The sequence below is a fragment of the Streptomyces griseoflavus genome, from assembly GCF_014649995.1.
GTDB lineage: Bacteria > Actinomycetota > Actinomycetes > Streptomycetales > Streptomycetaceae > Streptomyces > Streptomyces griseoflavus.
On record NZ_BMUC01000011.1, the window covers coordinates 105,989 to 126,331 of the forward strand.

Sequence of the window (20,343 nt, forward strand, 5' to 3'; positions counted from 1 at the left end):
GACACAATGGCGACCTCGACGACGACCGGTGACGGCACCGGCCTGGTGGAGATGGCGTGGGACCCGATCACCCGGATCGTGGGCAGCCTCGGCATCCACACGAAGATCGACTTCAAGCAGAAGCGGGTCGCCGAGTGCTACAGCACCTCGTCGGTCTTCCGCGGCTACAGCGTCTTCATGCGCGGCAAGGACCCGCGTGACGCGCACTTCATCACCAGCCGCATCTGCGGCATCTGCGGCGACAACCACGCCACCTGCTCGGTGTACGCGCAGAACATGGCGTACGGCGTGAAGCCGCCGCACCTCGGCGAGTGGATCATCAACTGCGGTGAGGCCGCGGAGTTCATGTTCGACCACAACATCTTCCAGGAGAACCTGGTGGGGGTCGACTACTGCGAGAAGATGGTCCGCGAGACCAACCCGGGCGTCCTCGAACTCGCCGAACGCACCGAGGCCCCGCACGCCGGCGACCACGGCTACCGCACCATCGCCGACATCATGCGCTCGCTCAACCCGCTGGAGGGCGAGTTCTACCGGGAGGCGCTCCAGGTCAGCCGGTACACGCGGGAGATGTTCTGCCTGATGGAGGGCCGCCATGTGCACCCCTCCACGCTCTACCCGGGCGGTGTCGGCACCATCGGCTCGGTGCAGCTCTTCACCGACTACATGACCCGCCTCATGCGCTACTGCGAGTTCATGAAGCGGGTCGTGCCGCTCCACGACGACCTGTTCGACTTCTTCTACGAGGCCCTCCCCGGTTACGAGGAGGTGGGCCGCAGGCGCGTGCTGCTGGGCTGCTGGGGCGCGTTCAACGATCCCGAGTACTGCGACTTCACCTACGCCAACATGACCGACTGGGGACGGCGCATGTTCGTCACCCCGGGCGTGATCGTGGACGGCAGGCTGGTCACCAACGACCTCACCGAGATCAACCTCGGCATCCGCATCCTGCTGGGCAGCTCCTACTACGAGGACTGGGCGGGCCAGGAGCAGTTCGTCACCCGTGACCCCCTCGGCAACCCGGTCGATCCGCGGCACCCGTGGAACCAGCACACCATCCCCGCTCCGCAGAAGCGGAACTTCGACGACAAGTACAGCTGGGTGATGTCCCCGCGCTGGTTCGACGGCAAGGACCACCTGCCGCTCGACACCGGCGGCGGCCCCCTCGCCCGCCTGTGGTCCACCGCGCTGTCCGGGCTCGTCGACCTCGGGTACGTCAAGGCCACCGGGCACAGCGTCGTCATCAACCTGCCGCGCACCCTCACCAAGCCGGAGACCACCTTCGAGTGGAAGATCCCGCGGTGGTCCAACGCGCTGGAACGCAACCGCGCCCGCACCTACTTCCAGGCGTACTCCGCCGCCGTGGCCCTGCACTTCGCGGAGATGGGCCTCGCGGAGGTGCGCGCCGGACGCACCCAGACGTGGGAGAAGTTCGAGGTGCCCGACGAGTCGATCGGCGTCGGCTTCACCGAGGCGGTGCGCGGTGTGCTGTCGCACCACATGGTGATCCGGGACGGGAAGATCGCCAACTACCACCCCTACCCGCCGACCCCGTGGAACGCCTCGACCCGTGACACCTACGGCACCCCGGGCCCGTACGAGGACGCGGTGCAGAACACGCCGATCTTCGAGGAGAACTCCCCGGAGAACTTCAAGGGCATCGACATCATGCGCGCCGTGCGCAGCTTCGATCCGTGTCTGCCGTGCGGCGTCCACATGTACGTCGGTGACGGCCGGACGGTGAAGTCGATGCACGTCCCCACCGGCCTGAGCGGACTGGCCGGATGACCGCCGCGGACGCGCGCCCGGACGCGGCGGCGGCCGGGCGGAGGGTGGAGGAGGTCCTCGACCGGCTCGCCACCTCCGCCGACCGTGCGGCCCGCGAGGCCGCCGAGGAACTCGTCCGGGCGCTCATGGAGTTCTACGGCGGCGGATTCGCCCGGACCATGGAACTGCTCGGCCGCCGTGCGGACCGGCCCGCCCACGAGGCCGTCGACGCCCTGCTCCGCGACGAGCTCGTCGCCGGCCTGCTGGTCCTGCACGGGCTGCACCCGCACGACGCGCCGACCCGGATCGCCCGGGCCCTCGACGCTCTCCCGCACGCCGTGGAGAACACCGGATTCGACCCGGCGACGGGCGAGTTGCGGCTGCGGCTCACCGGCTCCGGCGGCTGCGGCCGCGGCGGTTCCCGGGACGCCGTCGAGCAGGCGGTCCGCGACACCCTCGCCGGTGTCGCGCCGGAGGTGACGGCGGTGACCCTGGAGCCGGACGCGGCACCCGGGCCGGTGCTGCTCCAGATCGGCGCCGGCCCGCCCGGCGCGCCCCCGTCCGGACCGAGCGGCCGCCCGCCGGCCACCACGGCACCGTGACCGGGCGCCCACCCGCTCCGGTCAGGGGGCTGTTCCGGTTCACCGCGCCCAGGGCCCCCCGCGAGGAGCGCTGCGAACTGTGCTCCGCCGCGCTGCCGGACCCCGGCCACCGTCATCTCGTCGACACCGAGAACCGGGTGCTGACCTGCGCCTGCGACCCGTGCGCGCAGTTGCTGGACCGGCCGGACGCGTCCGGGGGGAGGTTCCGCGCCGTGCCGGGACGCTATCTGAGCGACCCGGACCACGGCCTGGACGAGGCGGCGTGGGAAAGGCTCCGCGTCCCCGTCGGTGTCGCCTTCTTCTTCCACAACTCCGCCCTCGACCGCCCGGTCGCCCTCTATCCGAGCCCCGCCGGGGCCACCGAGAGCGAACTGGAACCGGAGGCCTGGCAGTGCCTCCTGGCGGCCTCCGAACTGACCGGGCTCCTGCGGCCCGACGTGGAGGCGCTGCTGCTGCGGCGCCACGAGGGACGGGTGGAGTGCCATCTGGTGCCCATCGACATCTGCTACGAACTGGTGGGGCGCATGCGACTGCGGTGGCAGGGCTTCGACGGGGGCGCCGAGGCGCGAGCCGATCTGGAGGAGTTCTTCGGCCACGTGCGCGAGCGGGCCCGTGTCCCCGGGAGGAACAGACCGTGACCGAGTTCGGCTTCACCTGCACGGGGGTGCGCGCCGACCCGTACGCCGTGGGTCCGGCGCTCGTCTTCCGGCTGCGGGTCACCTCCTCCCCCGGCGTCCCGGTGCACGCGGTGGCGCTGCGCTGCCAGATCCGGATCGAGCCCGCCCGCCGGGGCTACGACGACGCCGAGGCCGCCGCCCTGACGGATCTCTTCGGCGACCGCTCCCGCTGGGGCAGCAGCCTCCATCCGATGGAGTTCGCCCAGGTCCCGGTGATGGTCAAGGGGTTCACCGGTGAGACGGAGACCGACGTGGTGGTGCCCTGCACCTACGACATGGACGTCGCCGCCTCCCGCTACTTCCACGCCCTCGCGGACGGGGAGGTACCGCTGCGGATGCTCTTCTCCGGCACCGCCTTCACCGGCACCGGCGGCTTCCGGGTCGAGCCCGTCCCCTGGGACCGGGAGGCCGTGTTCCGGATGCCGGTGAAGACCTGGCGGGAGATGGTCGACCAGCACTTCCCGGGCTCCGGCTGGATCAGGCTGCCCGGGGACACGCTGGACGCGCTGCTCGCCTACCGGTCGCGGCAGGCCCTGCCCTCCTGGCAGGCGGCCGTCGAACGGCTGCTGGAAGCGGCGGGTGAGAGGACACCATGACCACCACGACGTTCACCTCCGCGGCCGAGGCACGGCTGGCGGTGGCGCGCCAGGTCGCCGACGCCGTGCTGTTCGAGGGCTACGTGCTCTACCCGTACCGTGCGTCGGCCGCCAAGAACCGGCTGCGCTGGCAGTTCGGGGTGCTGGTGCCGCCGTCCTGGACGGCGGCGGCCGCGGAGCACGACTTCCAGCACACCGAGGTGCTGATGGAGCCGCGCCGGGGCGCCGTCCTCTCGGTCGAGGTGCGTTTCCTGCACGCCCAGCGGCGCACGGTCCAGCGGGCCCGGCCGGACGGCGGATTCGAGACCGTCGGCGAACTGCGCCTGGAGGACCGGGTGGTGGTCCCCTGGGACGAGGGCCGGGAGGAGCGGGTACGGGTCACGGTCCCCGTCGGGGAGCTGGCGGGCACGGGCATCGTGGTCCCCTTCGGCCGGCCGGCGGGCGAGGAGAGCGAACCGGTCACCGACGCCGCCGGGACGGTGGTGGGGCGCCTGGTGCGGCGCCGTGAGGCGGTCGACGGCGTCCTGCGCCTGTCCGCGCACCCGCTGGACGGCCCGTACACGACGCAGCGGCTGAGCGTCGTCGTCGAGAACACCACCGCGTGGCTGCCCGAGGAGGGAGCCGGACGGGACGCGGTGCTGTCCCGGTCCCTGGTCGCCACGCACACGCTGCTGCACCTGGACGCCGGGCACTTCCTGTCGCTGACGGATCCCCCGGAGTGGGCCAGGGCCGCGGCCGCGGCCTGCCGCAACCTGCACACCTGGCCCGTGCGGGCCGGTGAACCGGCCTCCCGCGACCTGGTGCTCTCCTCCCCGATCATCCTGGAGGACCACCCGGCCATCGCTCCGGAGAGCCCGGGCCCCCTGTACGACGCCACGGAGATCGACGAGATCCTCGCCCTGCGCACCGCGGCCCTCACCGACGAGGAGAAGCGTGAGGCCAGGGGGACGGACGACCGGGCGGCGGCGGTGATCGACCTCACCGAGTCGATGCCGGCGGAGGTCCTGGAGCGGCTGCACGGCGCCGTCCGCGGCCTGCGTGAGGTGACCGCGCCCGCCCTCTGCGCACCGGTGTCCGCCGGCGCGGACGGCGGTATCGCCCGGCCGGACGTCCCCTGGTGGGATCCCGGCGCGGACGCCTCGGTGGACCCGGCCCACGACCACGTGCTGGTCGACGGACGGGAGGTGCGGGCGGGCAGCCGCGTCGTCCTGCGGCCCCGGCTGCGGCACACCGACGCCCAGGACCTGTTCCTGACCGGGCGGCGCGCCCTGGTCGAGGCGGTCCTGCACGACGTCGACGGGGGTGTGCACATCGCGGTCACCGTCGAGGACGATCCGGGCGCCGACATCCGCCGCGAGCAGGGCCGGTACCTGTACTTCCAGCCCGACGAGCTCGACGTGGAGACGCCGTGACCGGCGGGGGCGCACTCCCGCGCACCCTGGTCGCCGGGGTCGGCAACATCTTCCTCGGCGACGACGGCTTCGGGGTCGAGGCCGCCCGGGCGCTGACCGGGCACCCGCTGCCGCAGGGCGTGGAGGTCGCCGACATCGGCATCCGCGGTGTCCATCTGGCCTACCGGCTCCTCGACGGCTACGACACGCTGATCGTCCTCGACGCGACGGCGCGCGGCGGTGAACCGGGGACCCTGTACGTGATCGACGCGGCGGAACCCGGCAGCCGGCGACCACCGGACGGCGTTCCCCTGGACGGCCACCGCATGTCACCCGACGCCGTGCTCGCCCTGCTCGACACCCTGTGCGCGGGCACCGGCGCCCTGCCGCCCCGGCGCACGCTGGTGGTGGGCTGTGAGCCCGCCACCGTCGAGGAAGGCATCGGTCTCAGCCCGCAGGCGGCCGCGGCGGTGCCCGAGGCGGTGCGCCTGGTCGTCGGACTGACCGGCGGCGAAACCGTCGTCCGGCGCGGCCCGCAACCCCCTTCCCCCCTTCGGAGAACACCATGAGCAAGCGCCTCATCGGCGGTGTCGCCACCGTCCTCGGCATGTCCGCACTCGCGGCGGTCGCCGCGGGCCTCTGGCCCGACGTGCGGCGGTACCTGCGCATCCGCAGCATGTGAGGCCGTCCGATCGGGCTACGGTCCCGGCGCGCCGGGCCGCCTATCGCACCGGGGCTGCCTTCAATGACAGCGACCCCACCCCGGCCAGGACGGAGCGGCCATGCACGAGATGTCCGTCGCCCTGTCGGTCGTGGACCAGGTCGAGCAGGCCGCACGGCCCGGCGGCGCGCGCGGGGTGCGCCGTGTCACCGTCGAGATCGGCGAGCTGGCCGGGGTCGTCCCCGGCGCGCTCGCCTTCTGCTTCGAGCTCGCCTGCGCCGGCACGCTGCTGGAGGGCGCCGAGCTCGTCACCCGGTCCGTGCCCGGCCGGGCCGCCTGCGCACCGTGCGGGCGCGCCTGGGACACCGGCATGCCGCCGGACATGATCTGCGCGGGCTGCCGCGGGGGCGCCACCGGACTGCTCTCGGGCCGCGACCTGCGGATCACCGAGGTGCACTGGTCCGCGCTGCCCACCGCACCCGACCCCACACCGGTACCGCGACACCAGGAGAACTGACCATGTGCCGCACCGTCGACCTCCGGCAGGCCGTGCTCGCCAAGAACACGATGGCGGCACGTGTCCTGCGCGCCGAACTCACCGCCCGGGGCACGACCGTCGTCAACCTGCTGTCCAGCCCGGGCAGCGGCAAGACGGCCCTGCTGGAACGCGAGCTGCTGCTGGCCCGGGAGCGCGGGGTGGCGACCGCGGCCCTCACCGCGGACCTCGCCACCGAGAACGACGCCACCCGGCTGGCCCGCTCCGGTGTCCCGGTCAAGCAGGTGCTCACCGACGGCCTGTGCCACCTGGAGGCGGACATGCTCGCCGGGCATCTGCACGACTGGCTGCCCGACCCCACCCGGCTGCTCTTCGTGGAGAACGTGGGCAACCTCGTGTGTCCCGCCTCCTACGACCTGGGCGAGTCCCTGCGGGTGGTCCTGGCGTCCGTCACGGAGGGCGAGGACAAGCCGCTGAAGTACCCCACGGCGTTCGGGCTGGCCCAGCTGGTGATCGTCACCAAGTCCGACCTGGCCGGCCCGGCCGCCTTCGACGAGGCCGCCTTCCGCGCCCATGTGCAGCGGGTCAACCCGGGCGTCGAGGTGGTGCTCACCTCCGTACGGACCGGCGAGGGCGCCGGGATCCTCCTGGACCGGGCGCTCGCGGCGGCCGACGGGGGAAGTGTCCACGCGCCGGTGATGGCACGGGCCGGGGCGTGAGCACCGCTCCCGGTGTCCGCCCCGCGCCGGCCGACGGGGCGGGGCCCGTGCGGCGTGCCCGGGTCGTCGTGCGGGGTGTGGTGCAGGGCGTGGGCTTCCGGCCGTTCGTGTACGGGCTGGCGACCGGTCTCGGGCTGGCGGGGCAGGTGACGAACACCGGTGACGGCGTGGTGGTGGAGGTCGAGGGCGCGTCCTCGGCGGTCGACCGGTTCTGTGCGCGTCTGGCGGCCGACGCGCCGCCGCTCGCGGTGGTGGAGTCGGTGGAGCGGGCCGAACTGCCCGTGACCGGGGACAGCGGATTCGGCATCGTGGTGTCCCGGACCGGCGGCCCCGTGCGCACGCTGGTGGCCCCCGACACCGCGACCTGCCACGACTGCCTGTCCGAACTCCGCGACCCCGGCGACCGGCGCCACCGCCATCCCTTCATCACCTGCACGCACTGCGGGCCCCGCTTCACCATCGTCACCGGACTGCCCTACGACCGTGCGCACACGACGATGGCGGGCTTCCCCCTGTGCCCGGACTGTGCCCGCGAATACCACGACCCGCGTGACCGCCGCTTCCACGCGCAGCCCGTCGCCTGCCCCGCCTGCGGTCCGCGGCTGCGGCTCGTCACCGGGCCCGGGTGCCCCGGCGGGCCGCTGCCCGCCGACGGCGATCCGCTCGCCGGGGCCCGCTCGCTGCTCGCCGCGGGCGCGGTGCTCGCCGTGAAGGGCGTCGGCGGCTACCACCTCGCCTGCGACGCGACCCTGCCGGAGGCGGTGGCGGAACTGCGCCGCCGCAAGGCCCGCGGGGACAAGCCGTTCGCCGTCATGGCCCCGGGCGCGCGGGACGTCGAGCATCTGGTGCGCATGGGCCCGGTGGAGCGGGAGCTGCTCACGGGGCGGGTCCGGCCCGTGGTCCTGATGCGGCGGCGCACCGGCGTCCGGCCCGCCCCCGGCGCGCTCGTGCCCGCCGACGGCGTCGCGCCGGGCAGCCCTGATCTCGGGGTGGTGCTGCCGTACTCGCCCGTGCACCACCTGCTGCTGGCGGGGGCGCCCCGGCTGCTGGTGATGACGAGCGGCAACGTGTCCGGTGAGCCCATCGTGACGGACGACGAGGAGGCCTTCGAGCGGCTGGCCGGGCTGGCCGACGCATGGCTGACGCACGACCGCCCCGTCCAGGTGCCGTGCGACGACTCCGTCGTCCGCGTCATCGACGGCGAGCCGCTGGTGCTGCGCCGCTCACGCGGCTACGCGCCGCTGCCGGTCGCCCTGCCGGCCGCGGTGGTGCCGGCGCTGGCGGTCGGCGGCGACCTCAAGAACGTCTTCTGCCTCGGGCAGGGCACACGGGCCTGGCTGTCCGCCCACGTCGGGGACATGGACGACCTCGCCACGCAGCAGGCGTTCGGCCGGGCCGAGCGGCACCTGGAGTCGCTGACCGGTGTGCGGCCCACGCTGCTGGCGGCCGACAGCCATCCGGGATACCGGTCGGGCGCGTGGGCGCGGCGGCACGCCCGGGGCCGCCCGGTGGCCCGGGTGCAGCACCACCACGCGCACATCGCCTCCGTCCTGGCCGAGCACGGGGTGGCGGAGGGCCGCCGGGTGATCGGGGTCGCCTTCGACGGCACCGGGTACGGGGACGACGGCACCGTGTGGGGCGGTGAGTTCCTCCTCGCGGACTACGACGGGTTCCACCGGTTCGCGCACCTGGCCCCCGTACCGCTGCCCGGCGGTGACGCGGCGGTGCGGCGTCCGTACCGGATGGCGCTGGCACACCTGCACGCCGCCGGCATCACCGCCGGCCCGGACCTGCCGTGCACGGCCGCCTGCCCGCCGGACGAACTCGACGTGCTGCGCGCGCAGTTGGCGCGAGGGCTTAACTGCGTACCCACCTCCAGCATGGGCCGGCTCTTCGACGCGGTCTCCTCCCTGGCGGGGGTGTGTCACCACGCGGGGTACGAGGCGCAGGCCGCGATCGAGCTGGAGGCGGCGGCGGTGTCGGCCGGTGAGGACGAGCCGCACGACCCCCGCTACGCCTTCGGACTCACGGACCGCGCGGGGCCGTTGACCGCCACGCCGGGTCCCCTGCTGAGAGCGGTGGCCGAGGACGTACGGGGCCTGGTGCCGGCGGCCGTGATCGCCGCGCGTTTCCATCTGGCCGTGGCCCGGCTGGTGCGGGACGTGTGCGCGGCGGCGCGGCGGGCGGCCGGCCCCGGGACGGTCGCCCTGACCGGGGGTGTGTTCTCCAACGCGCTGCTCTCCTCGGCCTGCGCCCGGGAACTGCGGGCGGACGGGTTCACCGTGCTGCGCCATCGCGACATCCCGCCGAACGACGGCGGACTGGCACTCGGCCAGCTGATCGTGGCCGCCCGGGCGGAAGCCACCGACCGGTCCAGGTGCGCGGGCGTCCCGCGCGACAAGTGAGGAGATCCGCATGTGTCTGGCGGTACCCGGCAGAGTGCTGGGAGTCGAGGAACGGGACGGCACCCGGATGGCCACCGTCGATTTCGGCGGCGTGGTCAAGGAGGTGTGCCTGGAGTACCTGCCCGACCTGGAGGTGGGTGAGTACGCGATCGTCCATGTCGGCTTCGCCCTGCAGCGGCTGGACGAGGAGTCGGCCCGCCGGACCCTGGAGCTGTTCGAGAACCTCGGCATGCTCCAGGAGGAGTTCGGCGACCCATGGGAACAGGCCGCGCAGACGGGCGGCGACGACCTCGCGCGGGAGGTGCGGCGGTGAAGTACATCGACGAGTTCCAGGACCCCGAACTGGCGGGCCGCCTGCTCGACGACATCCGGGCGTCGGTGACCAGGCCGTGGGCGCTGATGGAGGTGTGCGGCGGCCAGACGCACAGCATCATCCGCCACGGCATCGACCAGTTGCTGCCCGACGAGGTGGAGCTGATCCACGGGCCGGGCTGTCCGGTGTGCGTGACGCCGCTGGAGGTGATCGACAAGGCGCTGGCGATCGCCTCGCGGCCGGAGGTCGTCTTCTGCTCGTTCGGCGACATGCTGAGGGTGCCGGGCACGGGACGTGACCTGTTCCAGGTCCGCGGGGAGGGCGGCGACGTCCGCGTGGTGTACTCCCCGCTCGACGCGCTGCGGATCGCGCGGGAGAACCCGGACCGGGAGGTGGTCTTCTTCGGCATCGGTTTCGAGACCACGGCACCGCCCAACGCGATGACGGTGCATCAGGCCCGCAGGCTCGGGATCCGCAACTTCAGCCTCCTGGTCTCGCACGTCCGGGTGCCTCCCGCGATCGAGGCGATCATGCAGTCACCCGACTGCCGGGTGCAGGGCTTCCTGGCGGCCGGGCACGTGTGCAGCGTGATGGGGACGCGGGAGTACCCGGCGCTCGCCGAGCGGTACGGGGTGCCCATCGTGGTGACCGGGTTCGAACCGCTGGACGTCCTGGAGGGCGTACGGCGGACCGTGCGGCAGCTGGAGCGCGGCGAGCACACCGTCGACAACGCCTATCCGCGCGCCGTGCGGGCGGAGGGAAACCCCGCCGCGCGGGCGATGCTGGACGATGTCTTCGAGGTGGCCGACCGCGCCTGGCGCGGCATCGGGGTGATCCCGGACAGCGGCTGGCGGCTGTCGGAGCGCTACCGGGACTACGACGCCGAGCACCGGTTCCAGGTGGGGGACATCGCCACGCTGGAACCGGCGGAGTGCCGCAGCGGCGAGGTGCTGCAGGGGCTGCTGAAGCCGCACGAGTGCGAGGCCTTCGGGACGACGTGCACTCCGCGCACCCCGCTGGGAGCCACCATGGTGTCCAGTGAGGGCGCCTGCGCCGCCTACTACCTGTACCGGCGGCTGGAACTGCCGGCGGCCGCCCCGGCCGCCGCGGACCGGGAGGCGAGCTCCGTTGTCTGACACCACCGCCGCGCCCGACATGCTCTCCTGGAGCTGTCCGGCGCCCCTGCGTGACCGGCCGCGTGTGGTGATGGGCCACGGCGGTGGCGGCGCGCTGTCCGCCGAACTCGTGGAGCAGGTGGTCCTGCCGGGGCTGGGCGGGGCGGCTCCGGCCGCGCTGACCGACTCCGCCGTGGTCGAACTCGGCGGCGCCCGGCTGGCGTTCTCCACCGACTCCTTCGTGGTCCGGCCGCTGTTCTTCCCCGGTGGCAGCATCGGTGACCTGGCGGTCAACGGCACGGTCAACGACCTCGCGATGAGCGGGGCGCGCGCCGCGTACCTCTCGTGCGCCCTGATCCTGGAGGAGGGTGTCGAGATCGACACCGTCGGGCGGGTCGCCGAGGCACTCGGGCGTGCGGCCCGTGCCGCCGGGGTGCGCGTGGTGACGGGTGACACCAAGGTCGTGGAGGCCGGTCACGGTGACGGCGTGTACGTCAACACGTCCGGTGTCGGGGTGGTCCCCGCCGGGGTCGACCTGCGTCCGCAGCGGGTGGTTCCCGGTGACGTGGTGCTGGTGAGCGGCGACATCGGCGTGCACGGCGTGGCGGTCATGAGCCGGCGGGAGAACCTGCGGTTCGAGGTGGAGGTCGTCAGTGACTGCGCGCCGCTCGGCGGCCTCGTCGAGGCGATGCTGTCGGTCACACCGGATCTGCATGTGCTGCGCGACCCGACCCGCGGGGGTCTGGCCGCCTCGCTGAACGAGATCGCGGTGGCCTCGGGGTGCGGGGTGGTCGTCCGGGAGCGTGCGGTCCCGGTGCCGCCCCCGGTGGCCGGCGCCTGCGCCATGCTGGGGCTGGATCCCCTGTACGTGGCGAACGAGGGCAAGCTCGTCGCCTTCGTGCCCCGGGAACACGCCGACGCGGTCCTGGCCGCGATGCGGGCACACCCCCTGGGTTCCGGCGCCGCCGTGATCGGTGAGGCGGTCGCGGAGCATCCGGGGACGGTCGTCGCGCGGACCGGGCTCGGGGGGACGCGGGTGGTGGATCTGCCGATGGGTGAACAGCTTCCGCGCATCTGCTGACCCGGCAACCCCGGCGCCGGGCCGGAAGGCACGGGGCACCGGGGCACGGACATCGACTGGTGAGTGAGGTGACCATGCAAGCCACTGAGCCGGCACCGCGGATCGTCGTGGGTGTGGACGGATCTCCCGCGTCGTACGAGGCGCTGCGCTGGGCCGTACGGTACGCCCGTGCGCTCGGCGGGATCGTGGAGGCCGTCCACGCCTGGGAGACGCCGTCGTCCACCGGATGGGCCGGTCCCGTGATCGAACCGGACTTCGACGCGGAACAGGCACGGCACCGCTTCGCGGAGGCGCTGAGCACCGCCTTCCCGGGCGACCGGCCCGCCGGCCTGCGGGAACGGCTGGTCGAGGGTGATCCCTCGGAGGTGCTGATCCGCGCCTCGGAAGGGGCGGAACTGCTGGTGGTGGGCCATCGCGGACGCGGTGGGTTCGCCCGGGTGATGCTGGGCTCGGTCAGCCAGCGCTGTGCCCAGCACGCGTCCTGCCCGGTCGTCGTGGTCCGGCACCGGCGGGGGGCGGGCGGCTGAACCCGCCGGCCGGACGCGGTGGCCGGTGTTCCGGTGCGGCCCGGGCCGTTCGGACCGCCCGGGCCGGGGCGGTGGCGCCGGTGGCGCGGCCGGGTCAGCGGTCCGCGGGGCCGCCCAGGATGCCGGTCACCTCCCGGTGTACGGCTTCGCGCGCCGGCGTGGGCAGCGACACCAGACCGGTGCGCTCCAGGTCCTGGAGCGCCTGCTCCGCGCCGCTGCGGCCGTCGGTGCTCGCGCTGATCACCTCGTAGCCGTCCCGGACGGCGACGACGAGCCGGTGCCGTCCGTCGTCGTCGGCGTGGACGGCGGTGGCCACCACGAGGGGCGGCGGGCCGCCCGCTTCACCGGGCGCTTTGTAGTACCGGCTGACCACGGGGGCGTGCCAGCGCAGGGTGAGCAGCAGATGGCGTTTGGCCACCACTTCGCCCAGGTCGGTCTCGTAGGTGCCGTCCCGGTCGAGCACGGTCGCGCGCGCGTCCAGCGCCAGCGCCGCCGGGAGCAGGCAGCGCAGCGTGCTGCCCACGATGTTGCCGCCGACGGTGGCCGTCCGGCGGACGGCTCCGGTGCCCACGGTGGAGGCCGCCCGGCGCAGCACTTCCGGTACCCGGTCGTCCACCTGGTGCAGCAGCACCGCGGCGCCGAGCGCCTGGCGTTCTATCAGGTTGGCCTCGGGCAGCTCGCGCAGGGACATCGCCTGCTCGGGGAAGCCGTCGCGCTGCCAGAGGGCCCACACGAGGGTGGCGCCGCCGACGGGCACCGCGCCCTCGGCCAGGGACCGCTGTGCTTCGGACAGTGACGTGGGCAGACGCAGCAGCACGACGCTCTACCTGCTTTCCTCGACGAGGGCGGGAGACACGGCACTTCACGGGGCGATCAGGAGCACTGCATTCTCCGCACGGCCCCGGGGGCGCGTCCAGGGCTCACGGATCCGCCGCGTGCGCCTGCCGGTCAGCGCAGTCGCCGGATCTCACCCCGCACCCGGTAGAAGCCGCCGGCCGCCGGGTGCAGCGCGTCCACCACATAGCGCGCGCCGGGCTCCCGTATCGCCCGTGGGAACTGCACGTTCCAGGAACCGTCGTAGCCCTCGGACACGACGTGGACGCGCAGCCGCCCGTCGTCGCGGACGCACTCCACGACCACGGCACCGGACGGTGCCTGGGCGACGGTGGCCACCGCGGTCGCGGTCGTGGCCGGGGCGTAGGTGGGCAGGGCCGCGGCGAGCTTGACGTCCCGTACGACCGGCACCGATCCCTGCTGCGCCGCGGAGACGGCCGCCTCGCTCGCGTCCACGCACACCAGCGAGCCGTCCGTCGTCACCAGGTACAGCCGCTCGTCGCGGTACTGCATCGACAGCGCCGATCCGCCGCCGGTACCGAGCTTCCACAACCGCGTGCCGTCCCGGTCGAAGCAGTAGACGGACGAGGCGGCGTCGCCGGCGAAGACGAACCGCCCGCCCGGCGCGGTCGCGCACGAGTAGACGGCACTGTCGCAGGCGTAGGTGGCCTCGATGGTCCCGGTCGCCTTCGACAGCCGCTGCACCACCCGGTGCGCCGTGCCCGCGTAGACGGTGTCGTCCTCCTGCCAGCCGAAGAGCACGCCGCCCCGGGTGGGGGTGTGCCACAACTCGCCGCTGCCGTCGGGCGCGTAGGCGGTGACGCCCCGGTGGTGGCCGTGGTAGACGGCCCGGTCGTCGGCCCGGACCATCCAGGCGTGGTCGCCCTGGCTGCGGCGGGTCCACTGGTGCTCGTCCTCGTGGTCGATGACGGTGAGGCGGCCGTCCCGGTCCGAGACGTCGAGCACGCCCTCGTGGATGTCCAGCCAGAAGATGTCGACGTCCGCCGCGATGTCGTAGGCGGCGAACGGCAGCTTCGAGGACAGGTCGTAGACGCTGCCGTCGTCGCAGCCCGCGTAGATCCAGAAGTCGTCGGCCACCAGGCACTTCACGCCGTCCGGCAGGCTGAAGCGGGCCAGTGCGTTGCCCTCGTGGTCCAGGGTGTAGACGTCGCCGGACTGGTTGCCGACCCAGCAGTGGTCGTCGTCGACGTGGATGCCGAACGCCGCGGAGCCCGTCCCGAAGCGCCACAGGACGGGGGCCACGGCCCGCGCGGTGGAGGGGGCCGAGACCACCTGACGCCGGGTCACCGCGCGGGGCGCCCGCCCGCCGGGCACCGCCGGCGCATAGCCCTTGCGGACCTTCTCCCCCACCTTCTTCGCGGCGGCGGCGCGCGCCTTCGCCACGGTGGCGAACGTCGTCGTCTGGGTCTGGCCGGCCGCGCCGATCCGGCCGTACCGCACCGTCACCACCTGGCCGTCGACCTGCACCTCGTAGAACTTGTGCGCGCCGCCGCCCTCCTGCGACAGCTCCAGATACGTCGTCGACACCGTGGTCCCGGCAGACATGGCACACCCCTCCCCTGACGGGCCCGCGGCCGCTCCTGCGGGCCCATTGATCACACCGTAGGGGGTGGCACCGACAACGGGGTGACGGTCAGACGCCGAACTCGTGCGGCGGGAGTCCGAGCGCCACGCACGCCTCGCGGACGGCGTACTGCTCGGAGGGGTCGAAGCTGCCGTCGGCGCCGGCGACGACCATGCCGGTCTGGACGACGGCCCGCGCCTCGACCGGTTTCTTCGCCGCCTTGGCGATGTCCTCCAGCGCCCGTGCCCTGCCCTGCTCGAAGTGGGCCGTGAGCCGGTCCACGTGCTCGTTGAACAGCCGGCGGAGCTGGTCCGGCGGGAAGTTCTGCAGCACCTCGTTGGTGACGATCAGCTCCTCCACCCGCTGCCGCTCGACCGGGTCGACCCGTCCGTCGGCCGCCGCCACCAGGGCGCACATCGCCATGCTCGCGTCCCGGTAGGCGCCGCTCTTCAGTTCCGTCTTGGCCGCGGCGAGCTGCGACTTGAACAGCCCCATCAGCTTGGCCTTGGAGCCGCCGGCGGAGGAGGTGGAGCCGTGCCCCTGCTGCCGTGCGCCCCCCGCCTGCGCGCCCTGGGACTGCTGGAGCGTCCTGGCCTGGTCCTTGAGCCGGTCCCACATCGCCATTCGGTGCCACCTCGGGTCGTGTCGCTGTCCGCCCGGTCCTGGTAGTCAGTCCCGGGTCTTCCGGTTCGCCCGGTCAAACGGACGTGGCCCCGGCCGTGTTCCCGGATGGCAAAAGAAAGGCAAAAGCGACCGCCCCGGACCTACGGGGTCCGGGGCGGTCGCCGTCGTCCAGGGGTGCCGGCCGGGGTCAGCCCACCGTCCACTTCTGGTTCGCGCCGCCCGAGCAGGTCCACAGGTGCAGCCGGGTGCCGTTGGCCGAGTTGTTGCCCGTCACGTCCAGGCACTTGTCGGCCTGGGGATTGACGATGTCGCGCGCCCCGGTGACGACCCACCGCTGGGCCGCGGTGCCGTTGCAGTCCCACAACTGGACGGGGGTGCCGTCCGCCGTGCCGCCGGAAGCGACGTCCAGGCACTTGCCGAGTGCCCGGATCGTGCCGTCACCGCCCACCGACCAGCGCTGGGCGGAGGTGCCGTTGCAGTCGTAGAGCTGCACCGGGGTGCCGTTGGCGGTGTTCGCCCCCGCGACGTCGACGCATTTGCCGGCCAGGCCGCGGATCGCGCCGACGGCCGGCGCGTCGTTCGTCGTCACCGACACGTGGTCGACCACGAGTTGCTGCGGGAAGACGGTCGAGCCGTCGGGGTCGCCGGGCCAGTAGCCGCCCACCGCCAGATTGAGGATCAGGAAGTACGGCCTGTTGAACACCCACTGCCTGCCGCCCAGGTCGGCGGGGGTGCGCCGCTGGTAGACGTTGCCGTCCACGGACCAGGTGATCGAGTCCGGCGCCCAGTCGACGGCGAAGGTGTGGAAGTCGTCCGCGAAGGCCCGGCCGCCCGGCAGGGTGTAACCGGCGCCGATGCCTCCGGAACCCGAGTAGCCGGGGCCGTGGAGGGTGCCGTGCACCGTGGACGGTTCGAAGCCGACGTTCTCCATGATGTCGATCTCGCCCGAGTCCGGCCAGTTCACCGGCGTGCCCAGCATCCAGAACGCCGGCCACATGCCCTGACCGCGGGGCACCTTCATCCGCGCCTCGACGTGCCCGTACTGCGCGGTGAACTTCCCCGCCGTGTTGAGCCGCGCCGAGGTGTACTGACAGGTGCCGTACCAGCACTGGTAGTTGGCCGGGTTCTCCTTGCGGGCGGTGATGACCAGGTGGCCCTGGCCGTCGAGGGCGGCGTTCCTGGTGCCGGAGGTGTAGTACTGCCGCTCGTGGTTGTTGACGTTGTCGCCGGTCTCGAGCTGCCACTTCGAGGAGTCGACCGCCGCGCCGGCGGGGCCGTCGAAGGTGTCCGAGAAGGTCACGGCCGCCGCGGCGGCGGGGGCCGGCCCGGCCGGGTCGGCCTGGGCGGTCGTCCCGGCCGCGCCGGAGGCGACCAGGACGGCGGAGAGGGCGGCGATCAGCCATCTGCGGCGGGTGCGCGGAGAGAACATGGCTCTCCCTTCCGTACGGCGGCCCGACTGCACGGGCGCGCCGACCGAGGTTGTGGGGGTTGATTGCGCAACGACTTGATTCAAGGGATGAGATAAGACGGCGTCAAGACCCTGGTACGGACCAGGAATTCACGCCGGGCCGGCCGGGCCCGTGGCCCCGTCCGGCGGTTCACGCCGTTGTGCCCCACGAGGTCCGGTGTGCGCAGCTCGGGTCGTGCTCCGTCGCGCAGGACGTCCACCAGCGTTCGCAGCACGCGGCCTCCACCTCGGCCCGCGCGAGGGCGGCCGCCGCCGCGTCGCGCCACGCCGCCCGGCGGCCCTCCCGTTCCCGCAGGACGGCGACGGTGCGCCGCTCGTCGGCGATGACCGTCTCGCGGACCACCCCCACGACGGGGGCGAGGGCGGCGACGGCCATGGCGAGGGTGGTCCAGACGGGCACGGTGCCCCAGGTGCGCACCGTGCAGAAGGAGAGCCAGAGGGCGACGGCGACGTACAGGACGGTGAGCGTGCGGCTGCCCCTGCTCATGGCTCCTTCTCCTTCTCTCCGGTGGACTTCTGATGCCCCGCAAGTGCCGGGGCATGACTGGTCACCGGAAAGCCGGCCGAGTCCCCTGCCGGCAGTGGAGCGGCCCGCCGTTCCTGTGTGCCGCCCGGCCACCGGGGAACGGTGACGGGGCACGGGCCGGGCGGCCGAACGGGTGCGCTACATTTTGCACGCGCTTGACCGCGATCACCTCACGATCCCTCACGCTACGGAGCCGGCACACCCATGAGCGACATCGTCAACGGACTCGGCCGGGCCACCGCCTACGGCGCGCTCGGACTGGTCCTGCTGGTCCTCGGCATCGTCCTGGTCGACGTCCTGACGCCCGGAAAGCTCGGCCGGCAGATCTGGCAGGAGCGCAACCGCAACGCCGCCGTCGTCCTCAGCTCCTCGCTGCTCGGCATCGGCGGCATCGTCTTCACGTCGATCTGGACGACGTACGACGACTTCGGCAAGGGGCTGGTGTCGACCGCCGCGTTCGGGCTGCTGGGCCTGGTGATGATGGCGGTGGCGTTCCTGGTCGTGGACCTCATCACCCCCGGGCGTCTGGGCGCCACGCTGGTGGAGCCGGAACCCCACCCGGCGGTGTGGGTGACGGCGTCGTGCAATCTCGCGGTGTCGGCCGTCGTCTCGGCGGCCATCGCCTGACGCGCCGCCGGACGACAGTCCGTACGGGCCGTCGAGGGCAGGGAGCGGGTGTGGCGGCCGGCACGCCGGTGATCTGCGGGGCGATCGCCCTCCTGTCCCTTGCCGGAAGTCCGACGCCTGGGCGCGGCACCGCTGAGCGGGGCGGCAGCGCCCCGCCCTCACGCCACCCGGCTCCGCTCCCGGGCACCGCCGCGCACCGGCTCGGGCCGCACCCGGGTGGCCGGTCCGGTACGGACGACCGGCTCGGCGCGCGGGACCGGCTGGGCGCGTGGCACCGACTGGGCGCGGGTGGCCGGGCGGACCCGGTACGTCGTGCGGTTGGGGTCCACGACGGGCTCGCCGAGCGTGATCCGTCCCGCCGCCTGCAGTTCGTCGCACTCGGCGGTGGGCAGGGCGGCGTAGCACCCGCCGGCGCCGGTGGTGGAGTCCAGGGGGCGCCAGTAGCTGTATCTGCGGCGGCCGTTGGCGTACACCGTGACGTACGTGGGGGTCCTGGGGTCGGCGATGATGCGCAGCGCGTCGGCGGCGGCGCCCGACGGGCGGCCCGCCGGCGCCGGGCCGGCGCCTCCCCGGGAATGCCGGCGGCGCGCCGTCGGCAGGGCGACGAGGGACCTCGAGCGGTCGACGGTGGAGAGCATCAGCAGGACCTTTCCGGAGCCGGACACGAGACCGTCTACCCAGCACCGCGCCGGAGTTGATCTCCTTTTCCGATCATTGTGCAACCTCACACCGACAACGAGGGAGGAGCCCGCCCCGTTCCCGTGCCGGCGTGTCGTGCCGGCGGCGGCACCCAAGGCACCCGGAGGCACCCGGAGGCCGCCGGCACGGCGCTCAGCCGCCGGGCCCGGGGTCCGGACCCACCGGCGCCTCGACACCGGCGCGCGCCGCCTCCAGCTGGGCCGCGAACGCGATGCCCAGGAAGAGGGCGACGGCGGTCAGGTTCGCCCAGAGCAGCAGGGCTATGAAGGCGGTCAGCGGCCCGTACAGGGCGCCGAAGGCCCCGCTGCCCTCGACGTACAGCGCGAGGAGCCACGTCGCCGCGACCCACAGCAGGAGGTGGACGGCGGAGCCGAAGGCCAGCCAGGTGTAGCCCGGCTGGGCACGGCGGGGCGACCAGCGGAAGAGCACCGCGGAGGCCACCCACGCGAGCAGCAGCCCCACCGGCACGTCCAGCGCCCCCCACCAGCCCGCGTCGCTGCCCCGGCCGCCGACCACCTCGGCCACCGCCCGGCTCACGGCGTCCCCGGCGACGAGCACGACGAAGCCGAGCACCATCGGCAGTCCCGCGGCGAGCGCGAGGACGACGGCCCGGCCGTACTTGCGGGGGAAGGGGCGGTCCCGTTCGATGCCGTAGATGCGGTTGGCACCCCGCTCGACCTGGCCCATGGCGGAGGCGAGGTTCAGTACGGCGAAGCCCAGACCGAGCCAGAGGGCCAGGGTGCTCGCGAGGTCGTCGTGGGCGGTGCGCCGGGTCCCGTCGAAGGCGTCCTCGACGACGTCGGCACTGGCGCCCGGCACGATGTGGCCGAGGGCCAGTTCGATGACACGGCCGACGCTCTCGGTGTGCGTGGAGGTCGCGAGGCCCACCAGTGCCACGGTGAACGGCACCAGGCCGAGGACGACCTGGAAGGCGAGGGCCCGCGCGTTGGTGAATCCGTCCGCGTAGCGGAAGCGGCTGAAGGAGTCGCTCAGCAGCCGCAGCCCTCCGTAGTGCCGCAGCGCCGCGAACGCCTCGTCTCCGGAGAGTTCGTCACCGATCATGTCCCGGGTCTGCGGAACACGGACGACGGTTCCCATACGCGGACCTTCCTCGCCTCGACTGGCTTGCCTCACTCACTGATCGCCCTGTTTCCCGGAGTCACACCTCTTGGGGTGACGAGCGGGGGGCGTCCGGAGGATCGCCCGACGGCGTGAGGGGAAGGCCGCAGGAGCCGGGGCCGGGCCGCGCGAGGGGCGAGGCTCGTCCGGGTGCCGTGGAAGAGGCGTCAGTCGCCCGCGAGGGGGTCGTGGCCCCAGTTCATGAGGGAGTGGCGCCAGCGCGTGTCGCGTACGTCGCCGGACGGCTGCTGGGCGAGGTGGCGGCGGATGTAGCCGACGACCTTGCGCATGTGCGCGTAGTCGTCGTCCGAGAGGTCCTCGCGTCCGGCGCGCAGGATCGCCACGATGCGGCGCCCGGAGGCGTGGCCGGTCGACTCACCGCCGTCCTTGTGCTGCCCCGCGGCGCGGGACTCCTCCGTCTCGAGCCACCGCTCGAGGTCGGCCGGCTTCATGTTGACCAGCTCGTGGAACTCCTCCGAGGTCTCCCGCTCCCGCGGCGGCACCACCGCGC

General features: G+C 73.4%; 23 protein-coding genes. 15 read left to right on the top strand and 8 right to left on the bottom strand.

From position 1 onward, the window contains the following. Positions 1–6 precede the first annotated feature (6 nt). The 14 genes from IE172_RS22940 to IE172_RS23000 all read left to right on the top strand — a co-directional run bounded on the left by IE172_RS22940 (position 7) and on the right by IE172_RS23000 (position 12,350). Entirely contained in the window at positions 7–1,788 is a 1,782-nt protein-coding gene (locus tag IE172_RS22940; protein WP_190099178.1) for a nickel-dependent hydrogenase large subunit, read from the top strand. After that, complete coding sequence (locus tag IE172_RS22945; protein ID WP_190099179.1) at positions 1,785–2,369, top strand: NifU-related iron-sulfur-binding protein; 585 nt, start codon at positions 1,785–1,787, stop codon at positions 2,367–2,369. The genes IE172_RS22940 and IE172_RS22945 overlap by 4 nt, the downstream gene beginning before the upstream one ends. Continuing rightward, positions 2,366–3,007, top strand: coding sequence for a DUF5947 family protein (locus IE172_RS22950; protein ID WP_190099180.1), 642 nt, complete (start codon positions 2,366–2,368; stop codon positions 3,005–3,007). The genes IE172_RS22945 and IE172_RS22950 overlap by 4 nt, the downstream gene beginning before the upstream one ends. Beyond that, positions 3,004–3,642: a DUF6084 family protein gene (locus tag IE172_RS22955; RefSeq protein WP_190099181.1), complete on the top strand. Its 639-nt coding sequence runs from the start codon at positions 3,004–3,006 to the stop codon at positions 3,640–3,642. Before IE172_RS22950 ends, IE172_RS22955 begins: the two co-directional genes overlap by 4 nt. Then, on the top strand, positions 3,639–5,054 hold the full coding sequence (locus IE172_RS22960) for a hypothetical protein (protein ID WP_190099182.1): 1,416 nt from the start codon (positions 3,639–3,641) through the stop codon (positions 5,052–5,054). The genes IE172_RS22955 and IE172_RS22960 overlap by 4 nt, the downstream gene beginning before the upstream one ends. Beyond that, positions 5,051–5,602, top strand: a complete 552-nt coding sequence (locus IE172_RS22965; protein WP_190099183.1) for a hydrogenase maturation protease — start codon at positions 5,051–5,053, stop codon at positions 5,600–5,602. Before IE172_RS22960 ends, IE172_RS22965 begins: the two co-directional genes overlap by 4 nt. Further along, the gene (locus IE172_RS35455) at positions 5,599–5,715 is read left to right on the top strand and encodes a DUF6893 family small protein (RefSeq protein WP_403381470.1); all 117 of its coding nucleotides are present in this window, start codon (positions 5,599–5,601) and stop codon (positions 5,713–5,715) included. Before IE172_RS22965 ends, IE172_RS35455 begins: the two co-directional genes overlap by 4 nt. Before the next feature lie 100 nt (positions 5,716–5,815). After that, on the top strand, positions 5,816–6,211 hold the full coding sequence (locus IE172_RS22970; protein WP_190099184.1) for a hydrogenase maturation nickel metallochaperone HypA/HybF: 396 nt from the start codon (positions 5,816–5,818) through the stop codon (positions 6,209–6,211). 2 nt (positions 6,212–6,213) lie between these two features. Continuing rightward, on the top strand, positions 6,214–6,909 hold the full coding sequence (hypB, locus tag IE172_RS22975; RefSeq protein WP_190099185.1) for a hydrogenase nickel incorporation protein HypB: 696 nt from the start codon (positions 6,214–6,216) through the stop codon (positions 6,907–6,909). Continuing rightward, a complete protein-coding gene (gene hypF / locus IE172_RS22980) occupies positions 6,906–9,314 on the top strand; it encodes a carbamoyltransferase HypF (protein WP_229886280.1) in 2,409 nt (802 codons plus the stop codon). The genes hypB and hypF overlap by 4 nt, the downstream gene beginning before the upstream one ends. 10 nt (positions 9,315–9,324) lie before the next feature. Continuing rightward, positions 9,325–9,627, top strand: coding sequence for a HypC/HybG/HupF family hydrogenase formation chaperone (locus IE172_RS22985; protein ID WP_190099186.1), 303 nt, complete (start codon positions 9,325–9,327; stop codon positions 9,625–9,627). Then, positions 9,624–10,763 carry a hydrogenase formation protein HypD gene (gene hypD / locus IE172_RS22990; RefSeq protein WP_190099187.1) on the top strand — a complete coding sequence of 380 codons (1,140 nt, stop codon included), beginning with the start codon at positions 9,624–9,626 and terminating at the stop codon, positions 10,761–10,763. The genes IE172_RS22985 and hypD overlap by 4 nt, the downstream gene beginning before the upstream one ends. Next, positions 10,756–11,823 carry a hydrogenase expression/formation protein HypE gene (gene hypE / locus IE172_RS22995; protein ID WP_306432802.1) on the top strand — a complete coding sequence of 356 codons (1,068 nt, stop codon included), beginning with the start codon at positions 10,756–10,758 and terminating at the stop codon, positions 11,821–11,823. Before hypD ends, hypE begins: the two co-directional genes overlap by 8 nt. 74 nt (positions 11,824–11,897) lie before the next feature. Continuing rightward, positions 11,898–12,350 carry a universal stress protein gene (locus tag IE172_RS23000; RefSeq protein ID WP_190099188.1) on the top strand — a complete coding sequence of 151 codons (453 nt, stop codon included), beginning with the start codon at positions 11,898–11,900 and terminating at the stop codon, positions 12,348–12,350. A gap of 94 nt (positions 12,351–12,444) precedes the next feature. Here the strand turns inward: IE172_RS23000 and IE172_RS23005 are convergent, their stop codons facing one another. The 5 genes from IE172_RS23005 to IE172_RS23025 all read right to left on the bottom strand — a co-directional run bounded on the left by IE172_RS23005 (position 12,445) and on the right by IE172_RS23025 (position 17,348). Beyond that, positions 12,445–13,167, bottom strand: coding sequence for an FAD binding domain-containing protein (locus IE172_RS23005; protein ID WP_190099189.1), 723 nt, complete (start codon positions 13,165–13,167; stop codon positions 12,445–12,447). 131 nt (positions 13,168–13,298) lie between these two features. After that, a complete protein-coding gene (locus tag IE172_RS23010) occupies positions 13,299–14,750 on the bottom strand; it encodes a WGR domain-containing protein (protein WP_190099190.1) in 1,452 nt (483 codons plus the stop codon). A gap of 88 nt (positions 14,751–14,838) precedes the next feature. Then, a complete protein-coding gene (locus IE172_RS23015; protein ID WP_190099191.1) occupies positions 14,839–15,393 on the bottom strand; it encodes a tellurite resistance TerB family protein in 555 nt (184 codons plus the stop codon). A 187-nt stretch (positions 15,394–15,580) separates the two neighbouring features. Beyond that, entirely contained in the window at positions 15,581–16,822 is a 1,242-nt protein-coding gene (locus IE172_RS23020; protein WP_190099192.1) for a glycoside hydrolase family 16 protein, read from the bottom strand. Positions 16,823–16,991: 169 nt separating this feature from the next. Beyond that, positions 16,992–17,348 (bottom strand): hypothetical protein, encoded by a 357-nt coding sequence (locus IE172_RS23025; protein WP_190099193.1) that lies wholly within the window; start codon positions 17,346–17,348, stop codon positions 16,992–16,994. Between the two features lie 243 nt (positions 17,349–17,591). Here IE172_RS23025 and IE172_RS23030 point away from each other — a divergent pair, with 243 nt between their 5' ends. After that, entirely contained in the window at positions 17,592–18,014 is a 423-nt protein-coding gene (locus tag IE172_RS23030) for a DUF350 domain-containing protein (protein ID WP_190099194.1), read from the top strand. 158 nt (positions 18,015–18,172) lie between these two features. On the opposite strand, the gene IE172_RS23035 is transcribed toward IE172_RS23030, so the two are convergent. From IE172_RS23035 to IE172_RS23045, 3 genes are all read right to left on the bottom strand, one after another. Further along, complete coding sequence (locus IE172_RS23035) at positions 18,173–18,679, bottom strand: hypothetical protein (RefSeq protein WP_403381494.1); 507 nt, start codon at positions 18,677–18,679, stop codon at positions 18,173–18,175. A 166-nt stretch (positions 18,680–18,845) separates the two neighbouring features. After that, positions 18,846–19,811 carry a YihY/virulence factor BrkB family protein gene (locus tag IE172_RS23040; protein ID WP_190099195.1) on the bottom strand — a complete coding sequence of 322 codons (966 nt, stop codon included), beginning with the start codon at positions 19,809–19,811 and terminating at the stop codon, positions 18,846–18,848. Positions 19,812–19,999: 188 nt separating this feature from the next. Further along, a complete protein-coding gene (locus IE172_RS23045) occupies positions 20,000–20,338 on the bottom strand; it encodes a DUF3140 domain-containing protein (protein WP_403381667.1) in 339 nt (112 codons plus the stop codon). Positions 20,339–20,343 lie beyond the last annotated feature (5 nt).